Here is a 26,092-nt window from a genome sequence, read left to right on the forward strand (position 1 = left end):
AAAGTGGGCGTATGCTCATGTCGAAAACTGAAAAAATAATATAACCAATAACATAAATATAATTGAAATGAAAAAAAAGTTGATTTACGCACTTGCGGGATGTTCGCTTCTTCTGACTGCCTGCAACACCGGCAACGGAGAGAATGAGCAGACGATGACTTATCCCACCTGCAACTTCGTGATTCCGAAGGATGGCACCACTCCGACAATGTCTTACGGTTCCTATACCTTCAAGAGCAAGATGTCGGCATCGTTATGGGATATGTCGGTTTCGACTACCAGTCTTTCCATCAACAATACTGCCCGCACGTTTGTAACTCAGACTTATCCCGTGGTCAACGTCGGCGGATATAAGCAGATAATCAAGAACGTTAGCAGCGATCCGGCATCAGGAGGATATGAGATAAGCAACGGCACTTTCATGCTGAGTGCATACGATAATCTCCCTAAAGATTTCCTGCCCAACAAGGTGTTCACTCCCACACAGAAGGATGAAAAGGGTAAGATCTCTTACATCCCCGGCACCGTGTTCTATCCCAACATGACAGGCTATATATCTCCGCTTGTGGTGGCACAGTATGATTTCGGGTCAGAATATAAGGTGAAGACCTTCTTCTGCGATGCCTTCTATGCCGGCAAGACCAACACTTCGTATTCTCTACCCAACGGCATGTCGGGAATGGCTGAGAGCGAGAAGATGGTATACAGGGTGATCATGGACCTTGATAAGAAGAAAGCTGGCATAGTTATCTACAATGCCAAATTCTCAGATTCCGACAAAGAGCCAGAGAAGGCAGCTATCTATATTCCGGGTCTTGACATAACCTTCCAAGGCGAAAGCTATGAGATCAGCGGAAAGGATATCATTCCTCTGATTCCGGAAGGGAATCTTCCCGCACTCCCGGATCCGGATAAATTTACTCCCTATCCGACGTTTAAATTCAATGAGTTCAAGATGGTGATGACAAACTCATGGCTCACAAGCACCAGAATGGAATTCAGCGTGGCCGACACCTACAAGGGCTACTTCTCCGGCAGCTACGTCAAGATTCCCGAGAACATGTGATCTGTATCCATCGTCCGATAAATCTACCTACAGATAATGAGGAAGTCAGAAAAAGGCTTCCTCATTTTTTGTCATGAGAGTGGATATGAGTATTACGGAGATTGGAAATAGAAAATAAAAGTTGCATAAAAGTCAAATTTATGTGCAATAAAAATTTTTAAGAACGATAATTTTTCGTACCTTTGCAAATGATTGAGTACCATAACCCGGTCAAAATAAAAAGTTGAGAGAATAATTATTTAAAAATAAGACGATTATATGAATCTTTTGTTGGAGATAAGCAACAATGCATTGGCAGTGACCGCCACGTTGACGGGCATCGGTCTTGTATTTGCTGCTTTGTTGATAGCGAAGTTGATTTCTCCGAAATCGTATTCTGTCAAGAAGTCGGAGCCTTATGAGTGTGGTATACCAACGCGTGGCAAGTCAATGATTCAGTTCAAGGCTGGCTACTATATCTTTGCCATACTCTTCCTTATCTTTGATGTGGAGACAGTGTTCCTCTATCCTTGGTCAGTGGTGATGCGCAGCCTTGGTCCGCAGGGTCTTCTGTGCATCGGCATCTTCATGTTTGTGCTTATTATGGGCCTTGCCTACGCATGGCGGAAAGGAGCGTTGCAATGGAAGTGAAGATCAAGAGCATGAAGCATGAGGACTTCAAAGACAACGAGTATATCGACAAACTCGTGGAGGAACTCAATGCTACGGGAGCGAATGTGATGGTAGGCAAGATTGATCAGCTGATCAATTGGGGTATAGCCAACTCACTCTGGCCTTTGTGTTTCGGCACGAGCTGCTGTGCCATAGAGTTTATGAGCCTTGGCGCAGCACGCTACGACATGGCTCGTTTCGGCTTTGAGGTGGCGCGTAACTCACCCCGTCAGGCCGACTATATAATGGTGCAGGGCACGATTGTGCATCGCATGGCGCCGGTGCTCCGTCGTCTGTATGAGCAGCTTGCCGAGCCTAAGTACGTGATAGCGTGCGGAGGTTGTGCCGTATCCGGCGGTCCGTTCAAAAACTCCTACTGTGTAGTGCCCGGTGTTGACCATATCCTTCCGGTCGACGTGTTCATCCCCGGTTGCCCGCCCCGTCCGGAGGCAATGTTCTACGGTCTGATGCAGTTGCAGCGTAAGATCAAGGTGCAGAAATTCTTCGGAGGCGTCAACCGCAAGGAGAAAATCGCGGAATTCTTCGCACAGCATCCCGAGGAGAAGGGTAGGATAGATTGAGAGCCCTTGATTAAGTAGAAGATTATATTGGAACCAAGAGACAAGATGAGCGATATAAAAGAAAAAATCAGCAGTATTCTTCCCGGAGCTGTCTTCACAGAGGGCGAGACCCTGATGGTGACAGTCGAGGAGAAAGACTGGCATAGCTTTGCCAAGGCTCTCAAAGAGACCAGAGGACTTGAGTTCGATGTCCTTACCGCAGTGGTTGGCATGGATTGGAAAGATTCTCTCGGCGTGGTATATTATCTGACGTCGACGTCGCGCAACTGGGAGGTCATATCTGTCAAGGTGGCAGTGGCAGATCGCGAGAATCCTATGATTCATAGCGTCAGCGATCTGTGGAAAGTGGCTAACTTTCAGGAGAGAGAGGTATTCGACTTTTACGGCATAAAGTTTATCAACCATCCGGATATGCGCAGGTTCTTCCTTCGCAACGACTGGAAGGGCTATCCTTTGAGAAAAGACTACGATGCTGATCCGAAACTCAACCCCATACCTGCTGAAGACGAGCAGAATGAGGATGACACGGTCAGCTACGTGGAGGATGCCTCCGGCAAGGTGAAGGCAGTGCCCGGCAAGGTGTTTGAGGAGGATGACTATGTGGTCAACATCGGTCCGCAGCATCCCTCTACCCACGGTGTGATGCGTTTCCGTGCAGCCGTAGATGGCGAGACAGTGAAGAAAGTAGACGTGGTTTCCGGCTATATCCATCGTGGAATTGAGAAACTTTGCGAAGGGATGACCTATCCGCAGATCCTTCATTTCACTGACCGTATGGACTATATGTCCGCCCACCAGAACCGTCATTGCCTCTGTATGTGTATCGAGAAGGCCATGGGACTTGAGATTCCGCGGAGGGCAGAGGTGATACGAGTGATGATGGATGAGCTGATGCGTATATCCAGCCACCTGCTATCGTTTGGCTGTACTGCCATGGACCTCGGCGCAACCACGGCATTCTTCTACGGCTTCCGTGAGCGTGAGATGGTGCTTGATATTTTTGAGAAGACTTGCGGTGCACGTATGTCGATGAACTATAACGTGATAGGCGGCGTGATTGCCGACCTTCATCCTGATTTCGTGAAAGACGTAAAGGAGCTTATTCGCATCATGCCGGAGCGTCTGAAGGAGTATCACAAGGTGTTCAGCGGCAACCTTATCGCCAAGAACCGTCTTAAGAAAGTGGGTCATCTTTCAAAAGAGGATGCTATCAATTATGCCATCACCGGACCGAGCGGAAGAGGCTCCAATTGGAGCTGCGACTGCCGTAAGAAGCACCCGTATTCCATCTATTCGGAACTTGATTTCGAGGAGGTGCTTGAGACCGGTTGCGACTCTTATTCACGCTACATGGTGAGAATGAAAGAGATAGAGCAGAGCTGCAAGATTCTTGAGCAGCTTGTTGACAGGATTCCGGAAGGGGATATACGCGCACAGGTGCCGAAGGTGGTGAAACTTCCTGCCGGCAATTGGTATCAGCAGGTGGAGGCAAGCCGTGGCACGTTTGGAGTCTACATTGAGTCGGACGGAGGCAAGAATCCTTACCGTGTTCATTTCCAGAGCCCGTGTTTCAACCTTGTCGGAGTCATGGATCTCACATGCTCGGGCTATATGATCGCTGACTTGATCACGATCGGTGCCGCCCTTGACTTTGTGATACCGGATATTGACCGTTAATACTATAATAAGCGACTTAACAAAACAACCGCAAACGACTTTCAATAAAAAATTATGTTTAATTTCGGAATATGGACCAGCGAGTTCAATAATTTTCTGATGGGCTTCCTCCCGGAATGGGCCACTGTTCTCGTGGAATGTGTCGTCATAGCTCTGCTGGTGCTGCTCACCTATACGGTGCTCGCCCTTTTCTATATTCTTTACGAGCGCAAACTGTGTGCATGGTTCCAGTGTCGTCTCGGACCTATGCGCGTAGGTAAATGGGGTTTGCTGCAGGTGTTTGCCGATATGTTCAAGATTCTCGTCAAAGAGCTTATCAGCCTTAAGGACACCGACCGCTTCCTCTTCAAACTTGCGCCGTATCTGGTGATCACCTCTTCAGTAGTGATGCTTGCGTGTCTGCCATGGGGCAATGGTCTTCAGATCATTGACTACAACATAGGCATCTTCTTCATCCTCGCCGTCTCCTCCGTGGGTGTACTCGGCATCCTGCTTGCCGGCTGGGCATCCAACAACAAGTATACGCTCATCGGCGCAATGCGAAGCGGCGCGCAGATGATCAGTTATGAGCTGTCGCTCGGTCTTGCCCTCATGACCATCATCGTGATGTCAGGCACAATGAACATCAACGAGCTTGTATGGGCACAGGATAAGGCATGGTTTATCTTCAGAGGCCATATCCCCGCAGTCATCGCTTTCCTGATCTATATCGTGGCAGCGACAGCGGAGACCAACCGTGGTCCTTTTGACCTTCCGGAGGCAGAGCATGAGCTTACCGCCGGTTATCACACCGAATACTCCGGTATTCACTTCGGATTCTTCTATCTTGCAGAATACCTCAACCTGTTCATCGTGTCGGGTATCGCCTCCCTTATGTTCCTCGGAGGATGGATGCCGCTCCATATCCCCGGGTGGGAAGGATTCAACAACGTGATGAACTATATTCCGTCGATCGTATGGTTCCTGGGCAAGAGTTTCTTTGTATCGTATGTCATAATATGGTTCAAATGGACGTTCCCCCGTGTGAGAATTGACCAGATGCTGTCGTTCGAATGGAAATATCTGATGCCGTTGTCGCTTTTCAACCTTATCCTGATGGCTGTCATCGTGGCATTCGGCTGGCATTTCTAAACATAACCAAGAAATAAATACTACAAGAATATATGAGCGCTAATTTCGGAACAGTGACTCAGGTGATCGGTCCGGTGATCGACGTGTCGTTTGAGGGAGGGAAAGAATGTATCCCGCCTATATATAACGCCCTGAAAGTAGTGCGCGACAACGGCGAGGAACTAATCCTTGAAGTTGAGCAGCACATCGGCGAAGACACTGTAAGGTGTGTCGCCATGGAGAGCACCGACGGCCTGCGCCGTGGTGTGAAGGTGGAGGATCTCGGTCGTCCTATCGCGGTGCCTACAGGCAATCAGGTGAAGGGCCGCCTTCTCAACGTGATAGGGGAGCCTATCGACCACCTCGCGGATCTCGACAGAGACCATCTGCGCCCGATACATCAGCCGGCGCCGGCATTTGACGATCTTGCAATCTCTACCGAGGTGTTATACACCGGTATCAAGGTGATTGACCTTCTCGAGCCTTACTCAAAGGGTGGTAAAATCGGTCTCTTCGGAGGTGCCGGTGTAGGCAAGACAGTGCTCATCATGGAGCTTATCAATAATATCGCGAAGGGTCACAACGGCTTCTCGGTGTTCACCGGCGTCGGCGAGCGCACCCGTGAGGGCAACGACCTTCTCCGCGAGATGATTGAGAGCGGTGTCATCAAATATGGTGAGAAGTTTAAGGAGGGTATGGAGAAAGGCGAATGGAATCTCCATGACGTCGACATGAAGGAGGTCAACAATTCACAGTCCACCCTCGTGTTCGGACAGATGAACGAACCGCCGGGCGCACGTCTTCGCGTGGCTCTTTCCGGTCTGACCGTAGCAGAGCAGTTCCGCGACAACGATGGAGGCGGCAAGGAGATCCTTCTCTTCATCGACAACATATTCCGTTTCACTCAGGCAGGTTCGGAGGTTTCTGCACTTCTCGGACGTATGCCGTCGGCAGTAGGTTATCAGCCTACTCTGGCATCAGAGATGGGTATGCTTCAGGAGCGAATCACGTCGACCAAGCAGGGCAGTATCACATCAGTACAGGCTATCTATGTGCCTGCCGACGACTTGACCGACCCGGCTCCTGCCACCACCTTCAACTTCCTCGACGCCACAACGGTGTTGAGCCGTAAGATTGCCGAGCTTGGCATCTATCCGGCAGTTGACCCGCTCGACTCCACATCGCGTATTCTTGATCCGAATATTATCGGCGAGGAGCACTACAATACCGCCCAGGCAGTGAAGCAGCTTCTCCAGAAATATAACGACCTTCAGGATATCATCGCCATTCTCGGCGTAGATGAGCTTTCAGATGAGGATAAACTCGTCGTGGCACGTGCTCGCCGCGCTCAGCGATTCCTTTCGCAGCCCTTCTTCGTGGCAGAGCAGTTCACGGGTCTTCCGGGTGTGATGGTGCCGCTTGCAGAGACCATCAGAGGCTTCAAGATGATCCTCTCCGGCGAGATGGATGAATATCCGGAGCAGGCCTTCCTCAATGTCGGCACTATCGATGAGGCAATAGAGAAAGGTAAGAAACTTCTCGCGGAAGTGAAATGAGACAAACCGCAGCTGACAAAATAAATCAACTAAAATCCAGTACATGACACTTGAAATAATATCTCCAAATGAAATCCTCTTCAAAGGGGAAGCAGAGGCGGTGACGATGCCCGGAGCCCTCGGGTCGTTCACTGTGTTGAAGAACCACGCCTCTCTGATCTCGGTGTTAAAGGCGGGCTCGGTGCAGTATCGCACTCCGGGCGGCGAGGAAATCAGTGTGGAAATCGGCGGTGGGCTGGTAGACGTTGACAATAACGTGGTGTCAGTATGCGTCTATTGACGACATCAGGGATAGAAATCGGTAAAAACAACAAGGAATGAACTCAAGAATAAAAATAACGGTTTTGGCAATCCTCGCCTTTCTCTGCATCCTGCCGGCAGAAATGAAAGCATCCGGCTCCGGAGAGGAGGGCAAGGTGAATGTCAAAGAGATAATGTTCCATCACCTTGGCGATGGATATGGCTGGGAAGTACCCTTCAGCCATGTCTACCGCATACCTCTTCCCGTGATAGTCAGAGCGGAAGATGGCAAATGGATCACATTTTCCTCCTCCCGTCTCACGAAGATGGAAGAGGTGGCTGATGACGCCACAGGCAAGACAGAGACAGAGGCTGTGCCTCAGATTGTGGAGATAGAGAAAGATGGTAAGACCTATCGTTTCGTATTGGCTCATGTCAGCAGCCATGCCAACAAACTGGTCGAAATCTTCCCTGCCGATACAGAGTCAGATAAGACCAGGCTTGCCGCCGCGCAATCCGACTCCACACTCAGCGGCGAATATGGCGTTGACCGCGTGGTTGACGGCTACGTGCTGTTTGATGGTAAGTACTACAGGGAATATCGTCCGTTGGATATCTCCATCACAAAGAACGTGCTTGCCCTGTTCATCACTGTGATTATAGTGACGGCAATGGTCATGTCGGTTGTGAGATGGTATGCCCGGAAGGGTCTGAAGGCTCCGCGCAAGGGCATGGGCTTCATGGAGATGCTGATAGATTTCATCTATACGGGCGTCATAAAGTCGACACTGAAGGACAAGTCGAAGAAATTCGCGCCATTCCTGCTGACGTGTTTCTTCTTTATCCTCGTGATGAACCTTGTCGGGCTCATCGTGATCTTCCCCGGCGGAGCAAACCTGACAGGCAACATATCCATCACGCTTGTGCTCGCGGTGTTGGTATTCATAGTCACTAACGTCACCAGCACGAAGCATTATTGGAAAGAGATTTTCTGGCCCGATGTTCCGTTGTTCCTGAAGTTCCCGTTGCCTATCATGCAGTTTATCGAGATCTTCGGCATCTTCACTAAGCCGGCAGCCTTGTGTGTCCGTCTCTTTGCGAATATGATGGGCGGTCACATGATTGTCATCACGCTGACGCTTCTGATCTTCATCTTTGCGGCATTCGGCGACATGGCGGCAAAAGGCTCGGTGGTGGTCTCCTTGCTCTTCTCTATATTCATGCTTGCGCTCGATGTTCTGGTGAGCTTTATCCAGGCATACGTATTCACCCTTCTCGCCACCCTGTTTATCTCTATGAGCCAGGAGGACGGCCATCATGAATCGAAGCATGAAGAGGTGAAGCATGAGCAACTCCCGTCGGAAGATACGGAAGTATCCATCCCGGCAACCAAATAAAGAAAAACAATAAATAATACAAATAACACATTAAACCATTAAAATTATGTTATCAATGATTTTAGCAGCAGTTGCACCTCTTGCAGCACTTGGTGCAGCAATCGGAGCCGGTATAGCAGCAGTCGGAGCCGGCATCGGCATCGGAAATATTGGTTCATCTGCCATGGAGGCTATTGCCCGTCAGCCTGAATCAGCCGGAGATATCCGTTCGAACATGATTGTAATCGCGGCTCTTATCGAGGGTGTGGCTCTCTTCGCTGTGATCGTATCAGCACTCGCACTCTTCCTATAAGCCAATCGACCACCGTAATAATTTATCATAATGGAATTATTCACGCCGGAATTAGGCTTGGTCTTCTGGATGTTTATCGCCTTCGCGATCCTCTTCATAGTGTTGTGGAAGTGGGGATGGCCGGTGATACTCAAGAATATGGACGAGCGAGCAGACACAATCGACAAGGGAGTGGAATATGCGAAGGAGGCAAAGGCTCAACTCGATTCCGCCCGTGCCGACGCTCAGAAATATATCGATGAGGCAAGGAAGCAGCAGGCCGAAATGTTGCGTGATGCGGCAAAAATGAAATCTCAGATCATCGAGGAGGCAAAGAAAGAGGCTTCCGAGGAGGCGAAGAAAGTAATGGATGCTGCCAAGGTGTCGATAGAACAGTCACGCAAGGAAGCAGAGCTTCAGTTTAGAAATGAAGTAAGCAAGTTCTCTCTCGACATAGCCGAGAAGATGGTTCGCAACAATCTTCAGAGCGATAAGGCACAGAGTGAGCTTGTAAACAAATTGTTGGACGAAATAGAGAATAATTGATCTGATGGACAACGGTCTCATACCATATAGATATGCAAAGGCGCTGTATAAATATGCGTCGGAACACGGCACGACGAAAGCTGTATACGACCTGATGAACAGGGTGGTTGACTCCTTCCGGAGTGCCCCCGACATGCAGAAGGTACTGTCAAATCCGTTTGTCAAGGCCGAAGATAAGGAGAAGCTCCTGTTGTCGGCGGCAGGTGGTGAGACCGACGGTGCGTATGCTCGATTTGTCAAGCTGATACTTGAGCATAAGCGCACGGAATACGCCTACCGTATGATGCTTGCCTATCGCGATATATATCGGAAGGAGAATAATATCCTTCAGGTCAACATCACGACGGCTGCAGAATTGCCTGCCTCGCAGATGCAACAGTTGCGTCAGTTGGTGGAGCGTGCGTTCAAAGGTTCAACACTCGAATTTTCACAATCGGTCAACCCTGACCTGATCGGCGGGTTCGTCATAGACGTCGATTCCGTAAGGATGGATGCCTCTATAAGCAACGAACTCGAACAACTACGTCAAACCCTCTTAAGTAGCAAGTGAGAAAATGCTTAACCCAAGCGAAATATCAGATATTCTAAAACAGGAGCTTGACAACGTCACGTCAAAAGTCAAGTTTGAGGAAGTGGGCACCGTGCTGGAAGTAGGCGACGGTGTGGCCCACGTCTACGGACTTGAGAACGTGCGCTCAAACGAGCTCGTGGAGTTTGAAAACGGCGTCAAGGGCGTCGCACTCAACCTTGAGGAGAGCAATGTGGGTGTTGTGCTTCTCAACAATGTAAACAAAGTGACAGAAAACATGTCGGTGCGTCGCACGGGTGAGATCGCTTCTATTCCTGTAGGGGAGGGGCTTCTTGGCCGTGTGATCAATATTCTCGGCGAGCCGATCGATGGCAAAGGACCGATCATCGGCGACCGTATCAATCTGCCGCTCGAGCGTAAGGCTCCCGGCGTGATTTTCCGTCAGCCCGTGACCCAGCCTCTCCAGACCGGTATCAAGGCGGTCGACGCAATGATACCTATCGGACGCGGTCAGCGTGAGCTTATCATCGGCGACCGTCAGATCGGTAAGACTGCAATCGCAATCGACACGATCATCAACCAGCGTCAGAACTATCTCGACGGCAAGCCCGTGTATTGCATCTACGTGGCAATCGGACAGAAGGCTTCGTCAATTGCAGCTACGGTGCATACCCTTGAGAAATACGGGGCTATGGACTACACTGTAGTGGTGGCTGCCACGGCGTCCGATTCTGCATCCATGCGTTACTACAGCCCGTTTGCCGGAGTGGCTATCGGAGAATATTTCCGCGACACCGGCCGCGACGCGCTGATCGTATATGACGACCTCTCGAAGCAGGCGGTGGCTTACCGTGAGATTTCACTTATCCTGAAGCGTCCGTCAGGACGTGAGGCATATCCGGGTGATATCTTCTATCTCCATTCACGTCTGTTGGAACGTGCCGCCAAGATCATCAACAATCAGGAGGTGGCTGAGAAGATGAACGACCTTCCCGATGCTCTCAAGCCGTTGGTGAAGTGCGGCGGTTCGCTGACAGCACTCCCGATCATTGAGACACAGGCAGGCGACGTGTCGGCATATATCCCGACCAACGTGATCTCCATCACCGACGGACAGATCTTCCTTGAGACGAGTCTTTTCAACCAGGGTATCCGTCCTGCCATCAACGTGGGTATTTCTGTATCCCGTGTGGGTGGTAATGCGCAGATAAAGGCGATGAAGAAGGTGGCGGGCACACTGAAGATTGCCCAGGCACAGTTCCGTGAGCTTGAATCGTTTACAAAATTCGGTGGCGATATAGATCCGGTGACTGCAAAGGTGATCGACAGAGGTCGTAAGAATCAGCAGCTGCTCATCCAGCCGCAGTATCAGCCTTGGCCCGTGGAGAATGAGGTGGCAGTGATCTATTGTGGTGTCAACGGTCTCCTTGAGAACGTTCCCCTTGACAAGGTCCACGAATTTGAGGAGCTGTTTATCCAGCTTCTGAAATCTCGCAATCAGGATGTGCTTGACACGCTTCGCGCCGGCAAGCTCACCGAAGATGTGGAAAACAAACTGCGTCAGTGTGCCGAAGAGGTCGCTTCGCGATATAAATCTTGAAAAATGTCATACAGTGGTGGAAGTCATTCAGCTTCCACCCCTGTCATGTCATAACGTGCGGTCTGTCTGCGACAGGCAGCCATAACAAATAAAACCATTACAAGCAACACAGATGGCAACACTAAAAGCCTTAAAAACTCGTATCGGTTCGGTATCGTCAAGCGAAAAGATCACCGGGGCGATGAAGATGATTTCCTCCGCAAAGGTGCATAAGAATGAGCAGGAGCTAAAGAAGCTTCTTCCCTTCCGAAACCAAGTGAAATCGATCATGGGTCATTTGCTCGACACGGGTATGGAATTCGATTCGCCGCTCCTTCAGGAAAGGGAGGTGAAGCGTATGGGAATGGTCGTGTTCGGCACGGATGATGGCCTATGTGGCGCATACAATCTCAACATCTTCAAGCAGGTGCTTATAGAATTGAGGACGTTGCGTGAGAAATATGGGGAGCATCTTGAGATCACGCTTTATCCTATCGGAAAGAAGATAGCGAAGGCAACGAAGAAATTGCAGGATCATCTCACGCGGGTGCATCTCACAGAAGGGGTCGACTCAAAGATGGCGCCGTCTGTTGTCAATGGTTTCGTCAGAGAATTGAAAGACAGTTTCATCTCCGGCGACCTTGATATGATCGAGGTGGTCTACATGCAATTCAAGAGCATGAGCAAGCAGATACTGACTGTCGACCAGCTATTCCCCGTAAGTCGTGCGGCGATAGAGGGGAACAGCACAGAAGGAGAATCAGATAACAAGCTATATATATTCGAACCGGACGTCAACACGATTTTCAATGAGGTTCTGCCTATGTTTGTGGCATCCACGATGCAGGAGATCACCATAGAGAACCGTGCCTCCGAACAGGCGGCGAGAGTCATGGCGATGCAGAGTGCCAACGACAATGCCAAGAAGCTTTTGGAGTCGTTGCAGCTTGAATTCAACAAGCTCCGTCAGCAAGGCATCACCACCGAGTTGCTCGACATCCTGGGAGGGCAGGTGGAGAGATAACCGGGTTGGTAAAAATCATGAAACCGAATCAAAAGATTTACTAAATGAGTAGTATAAAGGAATATTTTTCGGAAGCCGGCAAGGGATTGAAGAGTCTTATTGACGGCATGGTAGTGACAGGAAAGGAATTGGTCACTCCGAAAATCACCGAATGTTATCCCGAGAACCGTGCGACTCTGAATATCGCCGATCGTTTCAGGGCAGAATTGACCCTGAAATATGACAAGGATGGGCGCCACAAGTGTATCGCCTGCGGGATATGCCAGATGAATTGCCCCAACGGTACGATTCAGCTGACGACAAAGATGGTGGATTTGCCCGACGGCAAGAAGAAACGTAAGCTCGACAAATACATGTATGATTTGGGGAGCTGCACGTTCTGTATGTTGTGTGTGACCACGTGTCCGCAGGATGCCCTTGAGTTTTCAAATGATTTCGAGCAGGCAATGTTCACCCGTGAAGGTCTTGTCAAGCAGCTCAACTATCGTCCGGAACCGAAGGATGATGCCGCAGCACCGGCTCCCAAGCCAGCAATGGATCCGGAGAAACTCGCCAAGATAAAGGCGGAGGCGCTCGCTAAGGCTGCCAAGATAAAGGCGGAGAAAGAGGCTGCCGCCAAGGCTGCCGCTGCCGGAAACGCTCCTGATGCAGCTTCGCCGGATGCACCCAAGGCATAAGAAACAACTAACCGATAATCAGAAACATAAATCATAATGGATTCAGTAGGAAATATAATCGTGTATTTCGTAGTTGCCATTGTCATGGTGGTGTTCTCCTTCAAGGCAGTGACGACGGGCAAGATATTGCGTGCCGCTACCTACTTGCTTTTCGTGCTGCTCGGCACTGCCGTGTTCTATTTCCAGCTCGGCTACCAATTTCTGGGAGCCGTGCAGATAGCCGTGTATGCAGGTGGTATAATGGTGCTCTTTGTCTTCGCAATTTTGCTGACCCACCGACCTGATGATTCATCGGGCCGCATCGGGTCGCACCGCAGACAGATCGGACTCACCCTCTCGGGTGTATCCGCAGTGTTGCTGCTCCTTGCATTGTTCTATATGCCGGTGCTTAACGGCGTCTCTCTTGCAGAGTCGCTTCAGGCAGGCAATGAGATCACGATGCATGAGATAGGAGAGGTGTTTACAGGCAGCGGACGCTTCCAGTATCTTCTCCCGTTTGAGGCAATCAGTGTGTTGTTGCTCGCATGTATAATCGGTGGCGTGACAGTTGCCCGTAAAAACTAAAGAGATATGGACTTGAGTATGTTATGGTATCTTGTGCCGAGTGTGGTGATGCTTGCCTGCGGCATCTACGGTTTTGTCACCCGTAAAAATTTGATTGCGATTCTCATCTCTCTGGAGCTGATGCTTAATTCGGCGGATCTGAACTTCATCGTGTTCAACCGTTTCCTTTTCCCCGGCTCTATGGACGGCATGGTCTTCACCCTCTTCGCCATAGCGATAGCCGCTGCGGAGACTGCAATCGCTATTGCCCTCATCATCAATATCTACAGAGCGATAGGGAATACTGACATTACAGAAATAAATAAAATGAAATTCTAAGATATGGACATTACACTTCCAATTTTAATTTTGGCGATTCCGATCACGATGTTCCTCGTCTTAGGAATAGGCGGGGTGAAGATGTCGAAGAAGATGGCAGGCATACTTGGCATCATCGGCATGGGCACGACTGCCACAATCGCCTATACAGTGGCTATCACTTACTTCTTCAGTGGTGATGCCAATTTCATTATCGACGGAGTGCGCCAGCAGTATCAGGTGTTTGACTTTACCTGGCTCTCATTTACGGATACACTCGTAGTGAAACTCGGTTTCCTCCTCGATCCGATTTCCGCGATGATGCTCGTAGTGATCACCACTATCTCCTTCATGGTGCATCTCTACAGCTGGGGCTATATGGAAGGTGAGCAGGGTTTCCAGCGTTACTACGCTTTCCTCTCGCTCTTCTCATTCTCTATGCTTGGTCTTGTGGTTGCGACCAACATCTTCCAGATGTATATCTTCTGGGAGCTTGTGGGCGTCTCATCCTACCTTCTGATCGGATTCTATTATAAGCTTCCGTCGGCAGTGTCGGCATCAAAGAAGGCATTTATCGTGACCCGTTTCGCCGACCTCGGCTTCCTCATCGGTATACTCCTTCTCTCGTTCTACACCGATACGTTCAACTTTATGGATCTTACCAGCAATCCTGAGAGAGTGCTTGCCTCCACGGGCGGCGCATCATTCATGGGTGCATCCGTATTGACATGGGCAATGGTGCTGATCTTCACAGGCGGTATGGGTAAATCAGCAATGATGCCTCTCCATATCTGGCTTCCCGATGCAATGGAGGGTCCGACTCCGGTGTCAGCCCTTATCCATGCTGCTACGATGGTGGTTGCCGGTGTGTATCTGGTGGCTCGTATGTTCCCCGTATACTGTGTGGTTGATGCGGCGATGACGTTTATCTGCTGCGTCGGTGCTATCACGGCTTTCTATGCGGCAGTGGTGGCATGTGCTCAGATCGACATAAAGAGGATTCTTGCATTCTCCACAATCTCGCAGATTGCCTTCATGATGGTTTCTCTCGGCGTTGCCTACGACAAGCCCATCGAGGGTGTCCACTATTCCGGACTCGGCTACATGGCGGGTATGTTCCATCTCTTCACTCACGCGATGTTCAAGGCACTCCTGTTCCTCGGAGCCGGTGCGCTGATTCATGCCGTACACTCCAACAACTATACGGCTATGGGCGGTCTTCGCAAATATATGCCGATCACCCACTGGACATTCCTTATCGGCTGTCTCGCTATTGCCGGTATCTGGCCCTTTGCCGGATTCTTCTCAAAAGATGAGATGCTTGCAGCAATGTTTGCTCGCCACTGGTTCTGGGGCGCATGGATGACGATGGTTGCAGGTCTTACGGCGTTCTATATGTTCCGTATGTACTTCCTCGTATTCTGGTGGGAGGAGAATCCCCACTATAAGGAGCATAAGCCGCACGATGCCCCCTGGCAGATGTCGGTGCCTCTGTTGTTCCTCGCAGCAGTGTCATGCGTATGCGGTTGGGCACTTCCGTTTGGCGAACTTGTGACTTGGAACGGTGAGCCGTATCATATCCACATCGAGTGGGTGAAGGTGGCAATCCCGAGCATCCTCACGGCGTGTGTTGCCATTGCACTTGCCTACGTGATGTATCACAAGAAGAACGATCTCCCGACCAAGGTCAAGAACTTCTGGCCTACACTATGGACCGCAGCCAACCGTCGCTTCTACTGGGATGAGATCTATATGTTCATCACTCATAAGATCATCTTCAACATCATCTGTAAGAGCATCGCATGGTTTGACCGCCATGTCATCGACGCTACTATGGACGGATTCGCAAAGATCACCCAGAAAGCATCTTATGCTATCCGCGGAATGCAGGCAGGCACAATACAGGCCTACGTGGCATGGTATCTTGCCGGCGCTGTCGCACTCGCGGCTATCACATGGATTTGTCTGATTTAACATTCATATTGCAACTCAGAAACAACTTAACATTATGTTTGGAAATATATTAATCTGGTTCGTTGTTATTCCGGTCATCATGATGGCGGGATTGGGTTTATGCCGCAACAGCAGTATGAATGCGATCCGCAGCGTGATGGTGGTATGCTCAACCATTCTTCTCGGACTCTCAGTCTGGCTTTGTATCGACTTCCTCCGCCTTCGCGAGATGGGAGTCACCGACGAGATGCTTTACACGGGCAGCTGGATGTGGTATGCACCGCTCAACATTCATCTTGCAGTAGGTGTCGATGGCATTTCAGTGCTCATGCTGATGCTTTCTTCAGTGATTGTATTTGCCGGCACATTCGCCTCTTGGAAAATCAATCCGCTTCCCAAGAACTTCTTCCTCTGGTTTGCCCTTCTGAGCACCGGAGTGTTCGGCTTCTTCATCTCGATTGACATTTTCACGATGTTCATGTTCTATGAGGTGGCACTTATCCCGATGTACCTCCTTATCGGAGTGTGGGGCACAGGCCGCAAGGAATATTCAGCCATGAAGCTGACTCTTATGCTCATGGGCGGCTCGGCATTCCTCATGCTCGGTCTTCTCGGTATCTACTGGCACAGTGCTCCGGAGGGTGGACAGCCCACATGGAATATCCTTGAGATTGCGCACAACGCTTCGATAGCCCCCGAATGGCAGAACCTTCTTTTCTGCTGCACATTCGTAGGTTTCGGTGTCCTTGGTGCAATGTTCCCGTTCCACACATGGAGCCCCGACGGTCACGCATGTGCGCCTACCGCCGTATCAATGCTTCATGCCGGTGTGCTTATGAAGCTCGGTGGCTACGGCTGCTTCCGTATCGCCATCTATCTTCTTCCGCAGGCAGCCAATGAGCTTGCATGGATATTCATCGTGCTCACGGGCATCAGTATCGTCTACGGTGCGTTCTCCGCATGTGTGCAGACCGACCTCAAATACATCAATGCATATTCATCGGTGTCGCACTGCGGCATGGTGCTTTTCGCTATCCTCATGCTCAACACCACTGCTATGACAGGCGCAATCCTCCAGATGCTTTCCCACGGCTTGATGACAGCACTCTTCTTTGCCCTCATCGGTATGATCTACGGACGCACCCATACGCGCGACATCCGTCAGATGGGCGGCTTGATGAAGATTATGCCTTATCTCGGCGTCTGCTATATGATTGCCGGTTTCGCATCGCTGGGTCTCCCGGGTCTCTCCGGCTTCGTGGCAGAGATGACAATCTTCTTCGGCTCGTTCCAGAATGCAGATCTCTTCCACAGGGTATTCGTGATTGCAGCCACATGTTCGATTGTAATCACGGCAGTCTACATCCTGCGAGTTGTCGGCAAGCTTCTTCTCGGTCCGGTGCAGGATGAGCATCACCTTGCCTTGACTGATGCAACATGGTTTGAACGCCTCTCTACAGTGACTCTCATACTCTGCATAGCCGGCATCGGTTGCTTCCCCAATTGGATCAACGAGACTATCCAGCATAGCTTCGCCCCGATTATGGCAGCCATCCAGTCAGCAGCCCTTTAATAAAATGTATTGAATAAATAAAACAAGCAATCTACAATGGACTATTCTCAATTTGGATCTATGATTCCTGAACTTATCGTTCTTGGAATATTCATGCTGGTCTTTTTATTCGACACATTCTCCTGTGAGAAGGGTAAAAAGATACTGACACCATTCACCACCATACTTTTCGGACTCGGCACCATCGCCATCTGGCTTCTTCCTGCCGACGGGGAACTGGTATTCGGTGGAATGTATATCAACGATACCACCACAAATGCACTGAAGGCAATACTGAACGTCGGTGTGTTCATCGTGTTCCTTCAGAGTGCAAAATGGGTGGAGAGTGATGAAGTGGCAATCCGCAAGGGTGAGTTCTACGAACTTATTCTGGTGACTCTCTTCGGCATGTACCTTATGGTATCTGCACGTCACTTCCTTCTCTTCATCATCGGTCTGGAATCGGCATCACTTCCTCTTGCCGCACTCGTTGCGTTCAATAAGAATCACTACGAGAGCCATGAGGCAGCCATCAAGTATATCATGACAGCCGTGTTCTCCTCTGCATTGCTTCTCGTGGGTCTGTCGTTTGTCTACGCCTTCTCCGGCGGATCGCTCTATTTTGATGATCTTGCAATCACCATCAGCCAAGGTCAGACAAGCGGACTCCTGATAGTGGCACTCGCATTCGTGATAGCCGGCATCGGTTTCAAACTTTCCCTCGTGCCTTTCCATCTCTGGACAGCCGACGTATATCAGGGAGCACCGACAGCCATCACGAGCTACCTTTCCGTTATCTCAAAAGGTGCGGCGGCAGTAGCGTTCTTCATCATCTTCGTGCAGTGTTTCGGTGCTGTCTACAGCGAGGCATGGGAATGGATGCTCTACGGCATCATTATCCTGACCATCACAGTGGGCAACCTTTTCGCAGTGCGTCAGAAGAACATGAAGCGATTCATGGCGTTCTCCTCCATCTCACAGGCAGGCTACATCATGCTTGGTGTAATGGCGGCTGACGGACTCGGACTCGCAGGCATGTTGTTCTACATCTTCGTTTACGTGGTCAGCAACCTCGGCGCATTCGCGGTTATCTCCACCATTGAAGACAAGACAGGTCTGGTCGGTATGGACGACTACAACGGACTTCACAAGACCAACCCATGGCTTTCATTCGCCATGACTCTCGCGATGTTCTCACTTGCAGGTATCCCGCCGTTTGCCGGCTTCTTCAGCAAGATACTTATCTTCACATCAGTGACAGGCACCGGCTCATGGGCACTCTATATGCTCGTGCTCATCGCATTGATCAACACCATCATCTCGCTCTACTATTATCTGCTCGTGGTGAAGGCTATGTGGATCAGCGCGGATGAACCTAAGATCGAGACATTCCGCAGCGCATGCAGCGCACGTGCTGCAATCTGGATCTGTGTGGCAGGTATTGTATTGTTCGGACTTGTTCCCTACATCTACGAGTACTGCTACGATGCTGTTCAGAACTCACTCTCATTCCTCCTTCTTTTCTGAATAGGATAGAAATACTGACAACCATAATTCTGCGTATGGCTTCTTCGCGAGAGGGAGCCATACGTTTTTTATAATACTTGACTTACACTATATTGAAAAGTTTTGCTAACTTTGCGAATAAGAAGGCTCCTTCTAATATTTTAAAAGATATAATTATGGCAAATCTACGATACCCTATAGGAATGCAATCGTTTGCGAAAATTCGAGAGGGTGGTTATTTATATGTCGATAAGACGGGATATATCCATGATTTGGTATCAAATGGAACGTGTTATTTTCTGAGCAGACCGCGCCGTTTCGGAAAGTCGCTTCTGATATCAACCATTGAGGAGTTTTTTAAAGGGAACCGCCGTCTGTTTGAAGGATTGGCAATCTCCCGTCAGCCTTATGATTGGGACGCTTATCCTGTGCTTCATATTGACCTTGCTGGATGTAGCCCGGATTCTTTAGATAGATTTGTTGAATATTTCAATAATTTTCTGACACGTTGGGAAAAGGAGTATGGAATCACCACAGATAGTGATAAATCAGTGGGAATACGATTTAAGGATATTATACTCTGTGCTCATGAACAGACTGGAAAGCCGGTCGTGATTCTCGTGGATGAGTACGACAAGCCATTGCTTGAAACTGTTGACAATCCGGAATTGCAGGAGCGCATACGGAGGGAACTTCGGATGTTTTACAGCAATCTAAAAAGCCTTGACGGTCATATTAGGTTTGCCATGTTGACGGGTGTGACCAAATTAGGTCATCTTAGCATTTTCAGCGATCTGAATAATTTGCAAGACATATCTCTCAGCATGCAATATAACGGTATATGTGGCATCACGAAGGAGGAGTTGCATGAATATTTTGATGAGGGTATCCGGAAGTTTTCCAAAAATGTAGATAAGACTCCGGAAGAGATCTATGAAAAATTGAGGGAGAATTACGATGGTTATCATTTTACTCCGAAAGGTGGAGAAGATGTCTATAATCCATTCAGTCTGCTCAACTGTATGTCGGAAGAGTGGTTTGGTAACTATTGGTTCAGGACAGGCACCCCCTCATTCCTTATAAAGATGATAAGAGTGGAGGGGCTTCCACTTCCTGAATTGGCAAGCTATGAAATCGGTCTTTCATCTCTTTCCGATGTGTCGTTTCAACTGACCGATATAATCCCGGTATTGTATCAGAGTGGTTATCTCACAATAAAGGGGTATGACGAACGCTTTGATATTGCCACACTCGGTTTCCCTAACAAAGAGGTGGAGAATGGGTTCTTCAATCAGCTGATGCCGCTTAATTCGGGGAATAGATAGCTGGATAATTTCCCAATGACATTCTTTGCCATATTAGTTTAAGACACAACCTTAGCATCCAATCGGAATCAGACGGCAGTTTAAAAATACTGGAAAAAGATGGAGAAATAAAAGAGATTGTGTAAATTTGTAAAAAAATAGAGTATAAGAAAAATAGCAGATGACAGAATATGGATTTTTGCGCGTAGGCGCAGCAGTGCCCAATGTCAGAGTGGCAGACGTTGACTACAATCTCAATGGCCTCATTGAGATTGTGAAGGATGCCGACCACAAGGAATGTGACGTGGTGGTTTTTCCGGAAATGTCTGTTACGGGATACACCTGTGCAGATCTATTTATGCAGCCCCTTCTGATGGATGCGGCTGCAGAGGCTATCTCCGAACTTGCACGCGAGACGGCAGAATATCAGATTATGATAGCTGTCGGTGCGCCCGTCATAGCCCACGGCAGACGATACAATTGCGCGATAGTGATGGCTTCCGGAAGGATTCTGGGCATAGTGCCGAAATCCTACATACCCGATTACGGAGAGTTCTACGAGAAAAGATGGTTTGAATCCGGCTATGGTATATCCGCCGACGAGATAATGTTTGCCGGGAGGATGGTTCCATTCGGCACTGATCTGCTCTTCGAATATAAGGGGGCAAAGGTGGGCGTGGAGATCTGCGAAGATCTTTGGGTGCCCAATCCGCCGAGCACACCGTTATGTCTTGGAGGTGCCGATATAATGCTCAACCTGTCGGCTTCCGATGAATTGATAGGGAAGCATGACTATCTCTGCCGGCTCATCTCTCAGCAGTCGGCACGTTGTCGTTGCGGCTACGTCTACGCCTCTGCCGGATGGGGAGAGTCATCGACCGACCTGGTATTTGCCGGAAATGCAATCATAGCTGAGGATGGTGCCGTCACCCAACCGGAACAGCGTTTCTTCACTGCGGCTACAATTCTTGTGAAAGATATAGACGTGGAGAAACTCCGGAATGATAGGGCAAGATTCTCCACATATTTCGACAACGCCGGTGTGAAATCGGGATTGCGATTGATGACGGCAATGTGTCAGGAGGTTCCCAAGTCTCCACTTCCGGATATGCAGGTAGACCCACAGCCCTTTGTGCCGCATGACGAGAGGAAGCTTGGGGAGCATTGCGAGGAGATTGTCAATATCCAGGCGCGCGGACTCATGCAGCGTCTCAATGCGATCCATTGCCATAGGGCAGTGATAGGTATTTCCGGAGGTCTTGACTCCACACTCGCACTACTCGTGACGGTAAGAGCCTTCGATATGCTTGACCTTGACCGCAGCGGCATAATAGGCATCACGATGCCGGGAATGGCAACCACTTCGCGCACCCATAACAATGCCGTCGATCTGATGCATGCCTTGGGTGTCACCTCAATGGAGATTCCTATCGGCAAGGCAGTCGCACAGCATTTCACCGATATAGGTCAGGATCCGACAAACTACGACGTGACATTCGAGAACTCACAGGCACGTGAACGCACGCAGATATTGATGGACGTGGCAAATAAGGAGAACGCGATAGTGATCGGCACCGGCGACATGTCGGAGCTTGCTCTCGGATGGTGCACCTACAATGGCGACCAGATGTCGATGTACGGGGTCAATGCCGGAGTGCCTAAGACGCTCGTGCGCTATCTCGTGAAATGGTTTGCCGAAGAGTTGGGCGCGAAATCGCGCGAGATACTGCTTGATATAGTGGATACCCCGATCAGTCCGGAACTCATACCCTCCGGCGACGATGAGATCTCGCAGAAGACGGAAGACTTGGTGGGACCATACGAGCTGCATGATTTCTTCCTCTACCATGTGCTTCGCAATTCCTTCACTCCACGGAAAATCTACTATCTCGCTACAGTTGCGTTTCGCAGCAGCTATAATTCAGCCACGATACTCAAATGGATGCGCAACTTCTACCGCCGATTTTTCAATCAGCAGTTCAAGCGTTCATGTATGCCGGATGGTCCGAAGGTAGGCAGCGTGTGTCTTTCCCCGCGTGGCGACTGGCGTATGCCCTCCGATGCTTCAAGCGCATTATGGCTGTCGGAAATAGATAGATTGGAAGAGGATTTGAAATCCTCACAGAATATATAATTCATACATCTCACTTCATGACATTTCAGGAAGATATAAACAAGGCAGTGGAATGCCTGCGTAATGGTGGAATCATACTCTATCCGACCGATACGGTTTGGGGGATAGGGTGTGACGCCACAAATGCAGAGGCGGTCAGAAAGATCTATGATCTGAAACGCCGTGCTGAAAGCAAGTCAATGCTTGTGCTGGTTGACAGTGAAGGTGCACTCGACAGAATTGTCGATGATGTCCCGGAGGTGGCATGGCAACTGATAGAAGCTGCCGTCGACCCGCTCACCATTATTTACGATCATCCGCACAATGTGGCGGGAAACCTTCTTGCGCCCGACGGGTCGCTTGGGATAAGGATCACCGGCGAGAGATATTCCCAAGAATTGTGCCGGCGTCTGCGTCGTCCGCTTGTGTCGACTTCCGCCAACATAAGCGGAGAGAAGACCTCCGGAATATTCAATGATATTTCCGACGATATAAAGAACGGGGTTGACTACATAGCATCCTACCGGCGCGATGAGAACTCGGCTCCCTCGCCGAGCAATATCATAAAGGTGTCAGACGGAGGATTGATAAAAGTGATAAGATGAGAATTGCAGTTGTCAGACAGGGGGAATAAATTGATCTGAGCAGAAGATGAGGAAATCAGCAGTATCTATAAGGGTGCAACAGATGAGGTATGCCGCAACGGATTGGCTTACCGGCAACATCGCATTCCTGTTGTTTAATATCTGCCGTTTTGCCATCCTGCGTGATAATTCGTCGTGGGGTAGTCTTGAGCGTTTCCTCTTTTCCGGCAAACTTATAGCCGAGCAGCTGTCGGTGCCACTTGCCATGATGGCAGTGTTCTGGCTTTCCGGCTACTATAATCAGCCGTTTGGCAAGTCGCGTCTTCAGGAACTTCAGACCACACTCTGTTCCGCGCTTATCAACTCTTCGCTTATCTATCTCATCCTGCTGATAAACGACCAGACGGGATTGCGCATCATCAATTACGAATTGATATTGTCGCTTTTCGGGCTGCTGTTTCTCTTCTGCTATGCCGGGCGTATAATAATAACGCAGCGGGCACTGAAGAATTTCAGAAATCATAATTGGGAGCTTCGGACTCTAATCATAGGAAATTCCGAGTCGGCACGCCTCTCAGCAAGGCGGCTGATGACAACACCGTCAAGGGTCAGCTACGATGTCTGTGGATTTGTGAGGATTCCGGGCGAACCGGATTCCGGAGATGGGGTAGACGTATATGATCTGGAATCTTTGCAGACGATATGTGCGGATAAGGGGGTGACGCATCTGATCGTGGCTCCTGCCACAAAAGATGAGGATAAGTTGCTTAAGCTGCTGTTTCATCTCTTCTCCTGCGGACTCTCCGTGAGAATAGCCCCGGACACGTTCTCTTTCATCACGTCGTCGATACGCCTGAAGGATATATATGGCGACCCGTTTGTGGATATCACGTCGCCGGCACTCTCTGAGTCAGCAAAAAACGTGAAACGCACGTGTGACGTAGTCATATCGTTGTTGGTGCTGCTCCTTTTCTCTCCGCTCTATCTGCTGATAGCGGTAATGGTAAAGATTGGCTCTCCGGGACCGGTCTTCTACAGCCAGGAGCGTGTGGGACGGCAACAGAAGCCGTTTGCCATCTACAAATTCCGTACAATGATAGAGAATGCCGAGGCTGATGGACCGTGTCTTTCAAGCGAGCACGATGAGCGTGTCACTCCGGTGGGGAGGGTGCTCCGCAAATATCGTCTTGACGAACTCCCGCAGTTCTGGAATGTGGTGAGGGGGGATATGTCGATAGTCGGACCGCGTCCGGAGCGGCGATACTATATAGAGCGGATAATGCAGCATGCCCCTTACTACGGACTCGTATATCAGGTGCGTCCCGGCATCACATCCTGGGGAATGGTGAAATACGGATATGCCTCCACCCTCGACCAGATGGTGGAACGCACGAAGTATGACCTGATATACATATCAAATATGTCGCTCTCCCTCGATATAAAAATATTAATCTACACCTTGCGGACAGTCGCGGGGGGTAAAGGAATGTAATAAGTCAACACATGGCATATACAGAACATAACAACAGATTTACGGAATGGTGGTTTAAGGTGGTCAGCTGGCGCGAGACCCACATAAAAGAGCGTAACTTCGTGTTGATTCTTGCGCTCGTGGTGGGGGTGGCGTGTGGATTTGCCGCCCAGTTGCTCAAACTGCTGATTCATCTTATCTCCGGGTTGCTTACGTCTCATTTCAGCGCGACCACTGCCAACTATCTCTATCTTGTCTATCCGGTGGTGGGCATATTGATAGTGCTCCTGTTCCTTCAATATGTGGTGAAGGACAACATATCTCATGGCGTGACGAAGGTGCTGTATGCTATTTCCCGCAATAAGTCGCGCCTTAAGAAGAAAAACATGTATGCGTCTCTTGTGGCCTCCTCCATCACGATAGGATTCGGCGGATCGGTCGGAGCAGAGGGACCGATCGTGTTCACGGGCGCGGCGATAGGCTCGAATGTGGGTCAGGCATTCCGTATGTCGCCCCGCATATTGATGCTTCTTGTGGGATGTGGCGCGGCGGCAGGCATAGCTGGAATATTCCGTGCGCCTATTGCCGGTATGCTTTTCACTCTCGAGGTGCTGATGATTGATCTCACGGGAGCCACCGTCATGCCGTTGCTTATCTCATCAATCACGGGAGCGACTGTGGCATACGTGCTGGAGGGCTACAATTCCGAATTCTTCTTCTCGCAGAGTGAACCTTTCTCCGTGAGCAAGATACCATATACCTTACTTCTTGGCATATTCTGCGGATTGGTGTCGTTGTATTTCACGCGCGTCATGTTTATGATGGAATCCATGTTCTCCCGATTGAAATACCGGATGTTGAAGGTGGCGATAGGTGGCGTGATTCTTGCCGGACTCATCTTCGTGTTGCCTCCGCTCTATGGTGAGGGCTACGGGGCTATCAATAATCTCCTTGAAGGTGACTACTCAAAGATTGTCGACGGCACATTCTTTTATGTTGACCGCGATAATATATGGTTCATAGCCTGCTTCATTGTCGCCATAATACTGACGAAAGTATTTGCAACGAGTGCCACCAATGGGGCCGGAGGTGTAGGCGGCACGTTTGCCCCCTCCCTCTTTGTAGGTGCGATGTGCGGATTCCTGTTTGCTTTCCTTCTCAACAATATATTTGAGGGGGGCGTGGGAATCTCCAACAAGAATTTTACCCTTCTCGGTATGGCAGGACTGATGAGCGGAGTGATGCATGCCCCGCTGATGGCTATCTTCCTCACGGCGGAGATGACCGGTGGTTACAACCTGTTTCTGCCTCTGCTTATCGTCTCCACATTGTCATACATGACCATAAGAATCTTCGAGCCTTACAGTATCTACACCATGCGTCTCGCCAAGCAGGGCGACCTCCTGACTCATCAGAAGGATAAGTCGGTGCTTACCCTTCTTAAAATCGACAATCTCATAGAGAAGGATTTCAAGACGGTGCGTCCGGAGATGAATCTTAAGGAGGTGGTAGATATTATCGCCACGTCAAACCGTAATCTTTTTCCTGTAATTGATGCTGAAGGGGTGCTGGTGGGTATAGTGTTGCTCGATGATATCCGCAACATAATGTTCCGTCCTGATCTCTACAAGAAGATGCACGTGACGCGCTTCATGTCGATGCCTCCTGCCCGAATAGAGATAGGTCAGCCGATGGAGGAGGTGATGCGCATTTTCGACAAGACAAACGCATGGAACCTTCCCGTAGTGGAGAAAGGGAAATATATCGGATTCGTTTCCAAATCAAAGATATTCAATTCCTATCGTCGCGTGTTGCGTCATTATTGTGATGACTGACGCTGTCGG

General features: G+C 49.7%; 24 protein-coding genes. All 24 read left to right on the forward strand.

Going from position 1 to position 26,092, the window contains the following annotated elements:
- Positions 1-67 precede the first annotated feature (67 nt).
- The 24 genes from E5331_RS11820 (at position 68) to E5331_RS11935 (ending at position 26,083) form a co-directional block, all read left to right on the forward strand.
- Positions 68-1,066, forward strand: a complete 999-nt coding sequence (locus tag E5331_RS11820) for a hypothetical protein (RefSeq protein WP_123483175.1) — start codon at positions 68-70, stop codon at positions 1,064-1,066.
- Positions 1,067-1,324: 258 nt separating this feature from the next.
- Positions 1,325-1,696 carry an NADH-quinone oxidoreductase subunit A gene (locus E5331_RS11825; RefSeq protein WP_123483174.1) on the forward strand — a complete coding sequence of 124 codons (372 nt, stop codon included), beginning with the start codon at positions 1,325-1,327 and terminating at the stop codon, positions 1,694-1,696.
- Complete coding sequence (locus tag E5331_RS11830; RefSeq protein ID WP_123483173.1) at positions 1,687-2,298, forward strand: NADH-quinone oxidoreductase subunit B; 612 nt, start codon at positions 1,687-1,689, stop codon at positions 2,296-2,298. Before E5331_RS11825 ends, E5331_RS11830 begins: the two co-directional genes overlap by 10 nt.
- 45 nt (positions 2,299-2,343) lie before the next feature.
- Positions 2,344-3,975, forward strand: a complete 1,632-nt coding sequence (locus tag E5331_RS11835) for an NADH-quinone oxidoreductase subunit D (protein WP_123483172.1) — start codon at positions 2,344-2,346, stop codon at positions 3,973-3,975.
- Positions 3,976-4,029: 54 nt separating this feature from the next.
- Entirely contained in the window at positions 4,030-5,106 is a 1,077-nt protein-coding gene (nuoH, locus tag E5331_RS11840) for an NADH-quinone oxidoreductase subunit NuoH (RefSeq protein ID WP_123483171.1), read from the forward strand.
- Between the two features lie 32 nt (positions 5,107-5,138).
- Complete coding sequence (atpD, locus tag E5331_RS11845) at positions 5,139-6,641, forward strand: F0F1 ATP synthase subunit beta (protein WP_123483170.1); 1,503 nt, start codon at positions 5,139-5,141, stop codon at positions 6,639-6,641.
- 43 nt (positions 6,642-6,684) lie between these two features.
- A complete protein-coding gene (locus E5331_RS11850; RefSeq protein WP_123483169.1) occupies positions 6,685-6,921 on the forward strand; it encodes a F0F1 ATP synthase subunit delta/epsilon in 237 nt (78 codons plus the stop codon).
- 37 nt (positions 6,922-6,958) lie between these two features.
- A complete protein-coding gene (gene atpB, locus E5331_RS11855; RefSeq protein WP_275441192.1) occupies positions 6,959-8,278 on the forward strand; it encodes a F0F1 ATP synthase subunit A in 1,320 nt (439 codons plus the stop codon).
- Between the two features lie 46 nt (positions 8,279-8,324).
- The gene (gene atpE, locus E5331_RS11860; RefSeq protein WP_123483168.1) at positions 8,325-8,570 is read left to right on the forward strand and encodes an ATP synthase F0 subunit C; all 246 of its coding nucleotides are present in this window, start codon (positions 8,325-8,327) and stop codon (positions 8,568-8,570) included.
- A 30-nt stretch (positions 8,571-8,600) separates the two neighbouring features.
- A complete protein-coding gene (atpF, locus tag E5331_RS11865) occupies positions 8,601-9,095 on the forward strand; it encodes a F0F1 ATP synthase subunit B (RefSeq protein ID WP_123483167.1) in 495 nt (164 codons plus the stop codon).
- A gap of 4 nt (positions 9,096-9,099) precedes the next feature.
- On the forward strand, positions 9,100-9,645 hold the full coding sequence (locus E5331_RS11870; RefSeq protein WP_123483166.1) for a F0F1 ATP synthase subunit delta: 546 nt from the start codon (positions 9,100-9,102) through the stop codon (positions 9,643-9,645).
- Positions 9,646-9,649: 4 nt separating this feature from the next.
- Positions 9,650-11,224, forward strand: coding sequence for a F0F1 ATP synthase subunit alpha (gene atpA, locus E5331_RS11875; RefSeq protein WP_123483165.1), 1,575 nt, complete (start codon positions 9,650-9,652; stop codon positions 11,222-11,224).
- Between the two features lie 112 nt (positions 11,225-11,336).
- Complete coding sequence (gene atpG, locus E5331_RS11880; protein WP_123483164.1) at positions 11,337-12,227, forward strand: ATP synthase F1 subunit gamma; 891 nt, start codon at positions 11,337-11,339, stop codon at positions 12,225-12,227.
- A 44-nt stretch (positions 12,228-12,271) separates the two neighbouring features.
- Positions 12,272-12,904, forward strand: a complete 633-nt coding sequence (locus tag E5331_RS11885; protein WP_123483163.1) for a 4Fe-4S binding protein — start codon at positions 12,272-12,274, stop codon at positions 12,902-12,904.
- Between the two features lie 36 nt (positions 12,905-12,940).
- The gene (locus E5331_RS11890) at positions 12,941-13,468 is read left to right on the forward strand and encodes an NADH-quinone oxidoreductase subunit J family protein (protein WP_123483162.1); all 528 of its coding nucleotides are present in this window, start codon (positions 12,941-12,943) and stop codon (positions 13,466-13,468) included.
- A gap of 6 nt (positions 13,469-13,474) precedes the next feature.
- A complete protein-coding gene (gene nuoK / locus E5331_RS11895; RefSeq protein WP_275441193.1) occupies positions 13,475-13,786 on the forward strand; it encodes an NADH-quinone oxidoreductase subunit NuoK in 312 nt (103 codons plus the stop codon).
- A 3-nt stretch (positions 13,787-13,789) separates the two neighbouring features.
- The gene (nuoL, locus tag E5331_RS11900; protein ID WP_123483160.1) at positions 13,790-15,739 is read left to right on the forward strand and encodes an NADH-quinone oxidoreductase subunit L; all 1,950 of its coding nucleotides are present in this window, start codon (positions 13,790-13,792) and stop codon (positions 15,737-15,739) included.
- Between the two features lie 34 nt (positions 15,740-15,773).
- Complete coding sequence (locus tag E5331_RS11905; RefSeq protein WP_123483159.1) at positions 15,774-17,291, forward strand: complex I subunit 4 family protein; 1,518 nt, start codon at positions 15,774-15,776, stop codon at positions 17,289-17,291.
- A 36-nt stretch (positions 17,292-17,327) separates the two neighbouring features.
- A complete protein-coding gene (locus E5331_RS11910) occupies positions 17,328-18,797 on the forward strand; it encodes an NADH-quinone oxidoreductase subunit N (RefSeq protein ID WP_123483158.1) in 1,470 nt (489 codons plus the stop codon).
- Positions 18,798-18,952: 155 nt separating this feature from the next.
- Positions 18,953-20,101 carry an ATP-binding protein gene (locus E5331_RS11915; RefSeq protein ID WP_123483157.1) on the forward strand — a complete coding sequence of 383 codons (1,149 nt, stop codon included), beginning with the start codon at positions 18,953-18,955 and terminating at the stop codon, positions 20,099-20,101.
- A gap of 160 nt (positions 20,102-20,261) precedes the next feature.
- The gene (locus tag E5331_RS11920; protein WP_123483156.1) at positions 20,262-22,214 is read left to right on the forward strand and encodes an NAD(+) synthase; all 1,953 of its coding nucleotides are present in this window, start codon (positions 20,262-20,264) and stop codon (positions 22,212-22,214) included.
- A gap of 17 nt (positions 22,215-22,231) precedes the next feature.
- Positions 22,232-22,798 (forward strand): L-threonylcarbamoyladenylate synthase, encoded by a 567-nt coding sequence (locus tag E5331_RS11925; protein ID WP_123483155.1) that lies wholly within the window; start codon positions 22,232-22,234, stop codon positions 22,796-22,798.
- A gap of 46 nt (positions 22,799-22,844) precedes the next feature.
- Positions 22,845-24,269, forward strand: a complete 1,425-nt coding sequence (locus E5331_RS11930; RefSeq protein ID WP_135984968.1) for an exopolysaccharide biosynthesis polyprenyl glycosylphosphotransferase — start codon at positions 22,845-22,847, stop codon at positions 24,267-24,269.
- An 11-nt stretch (positions 24,270-24,280) separates the two neighbouring features.
- Positions 24,281-26,083, forward strand: a complete 1,803-nt coding sequence (locus E5331_RS11935) for a chloride channel protein (RefSeq protein WP_123483153.1) — start codon at positions 24,281-24,283, stop codon at positions 26,081-26,083.
- Positions 26,084-26,092: the final 9 nt, after the last annotated feature.

This window comes from Lepagella muris, assembly GCF_004793975.1.
Taxonomy (GTDB): Bacteria; Bacteroidota; Bacteroidia; order Bacteroidales; family Muribaculaceae; genus Lepagella; species Lepagella muris.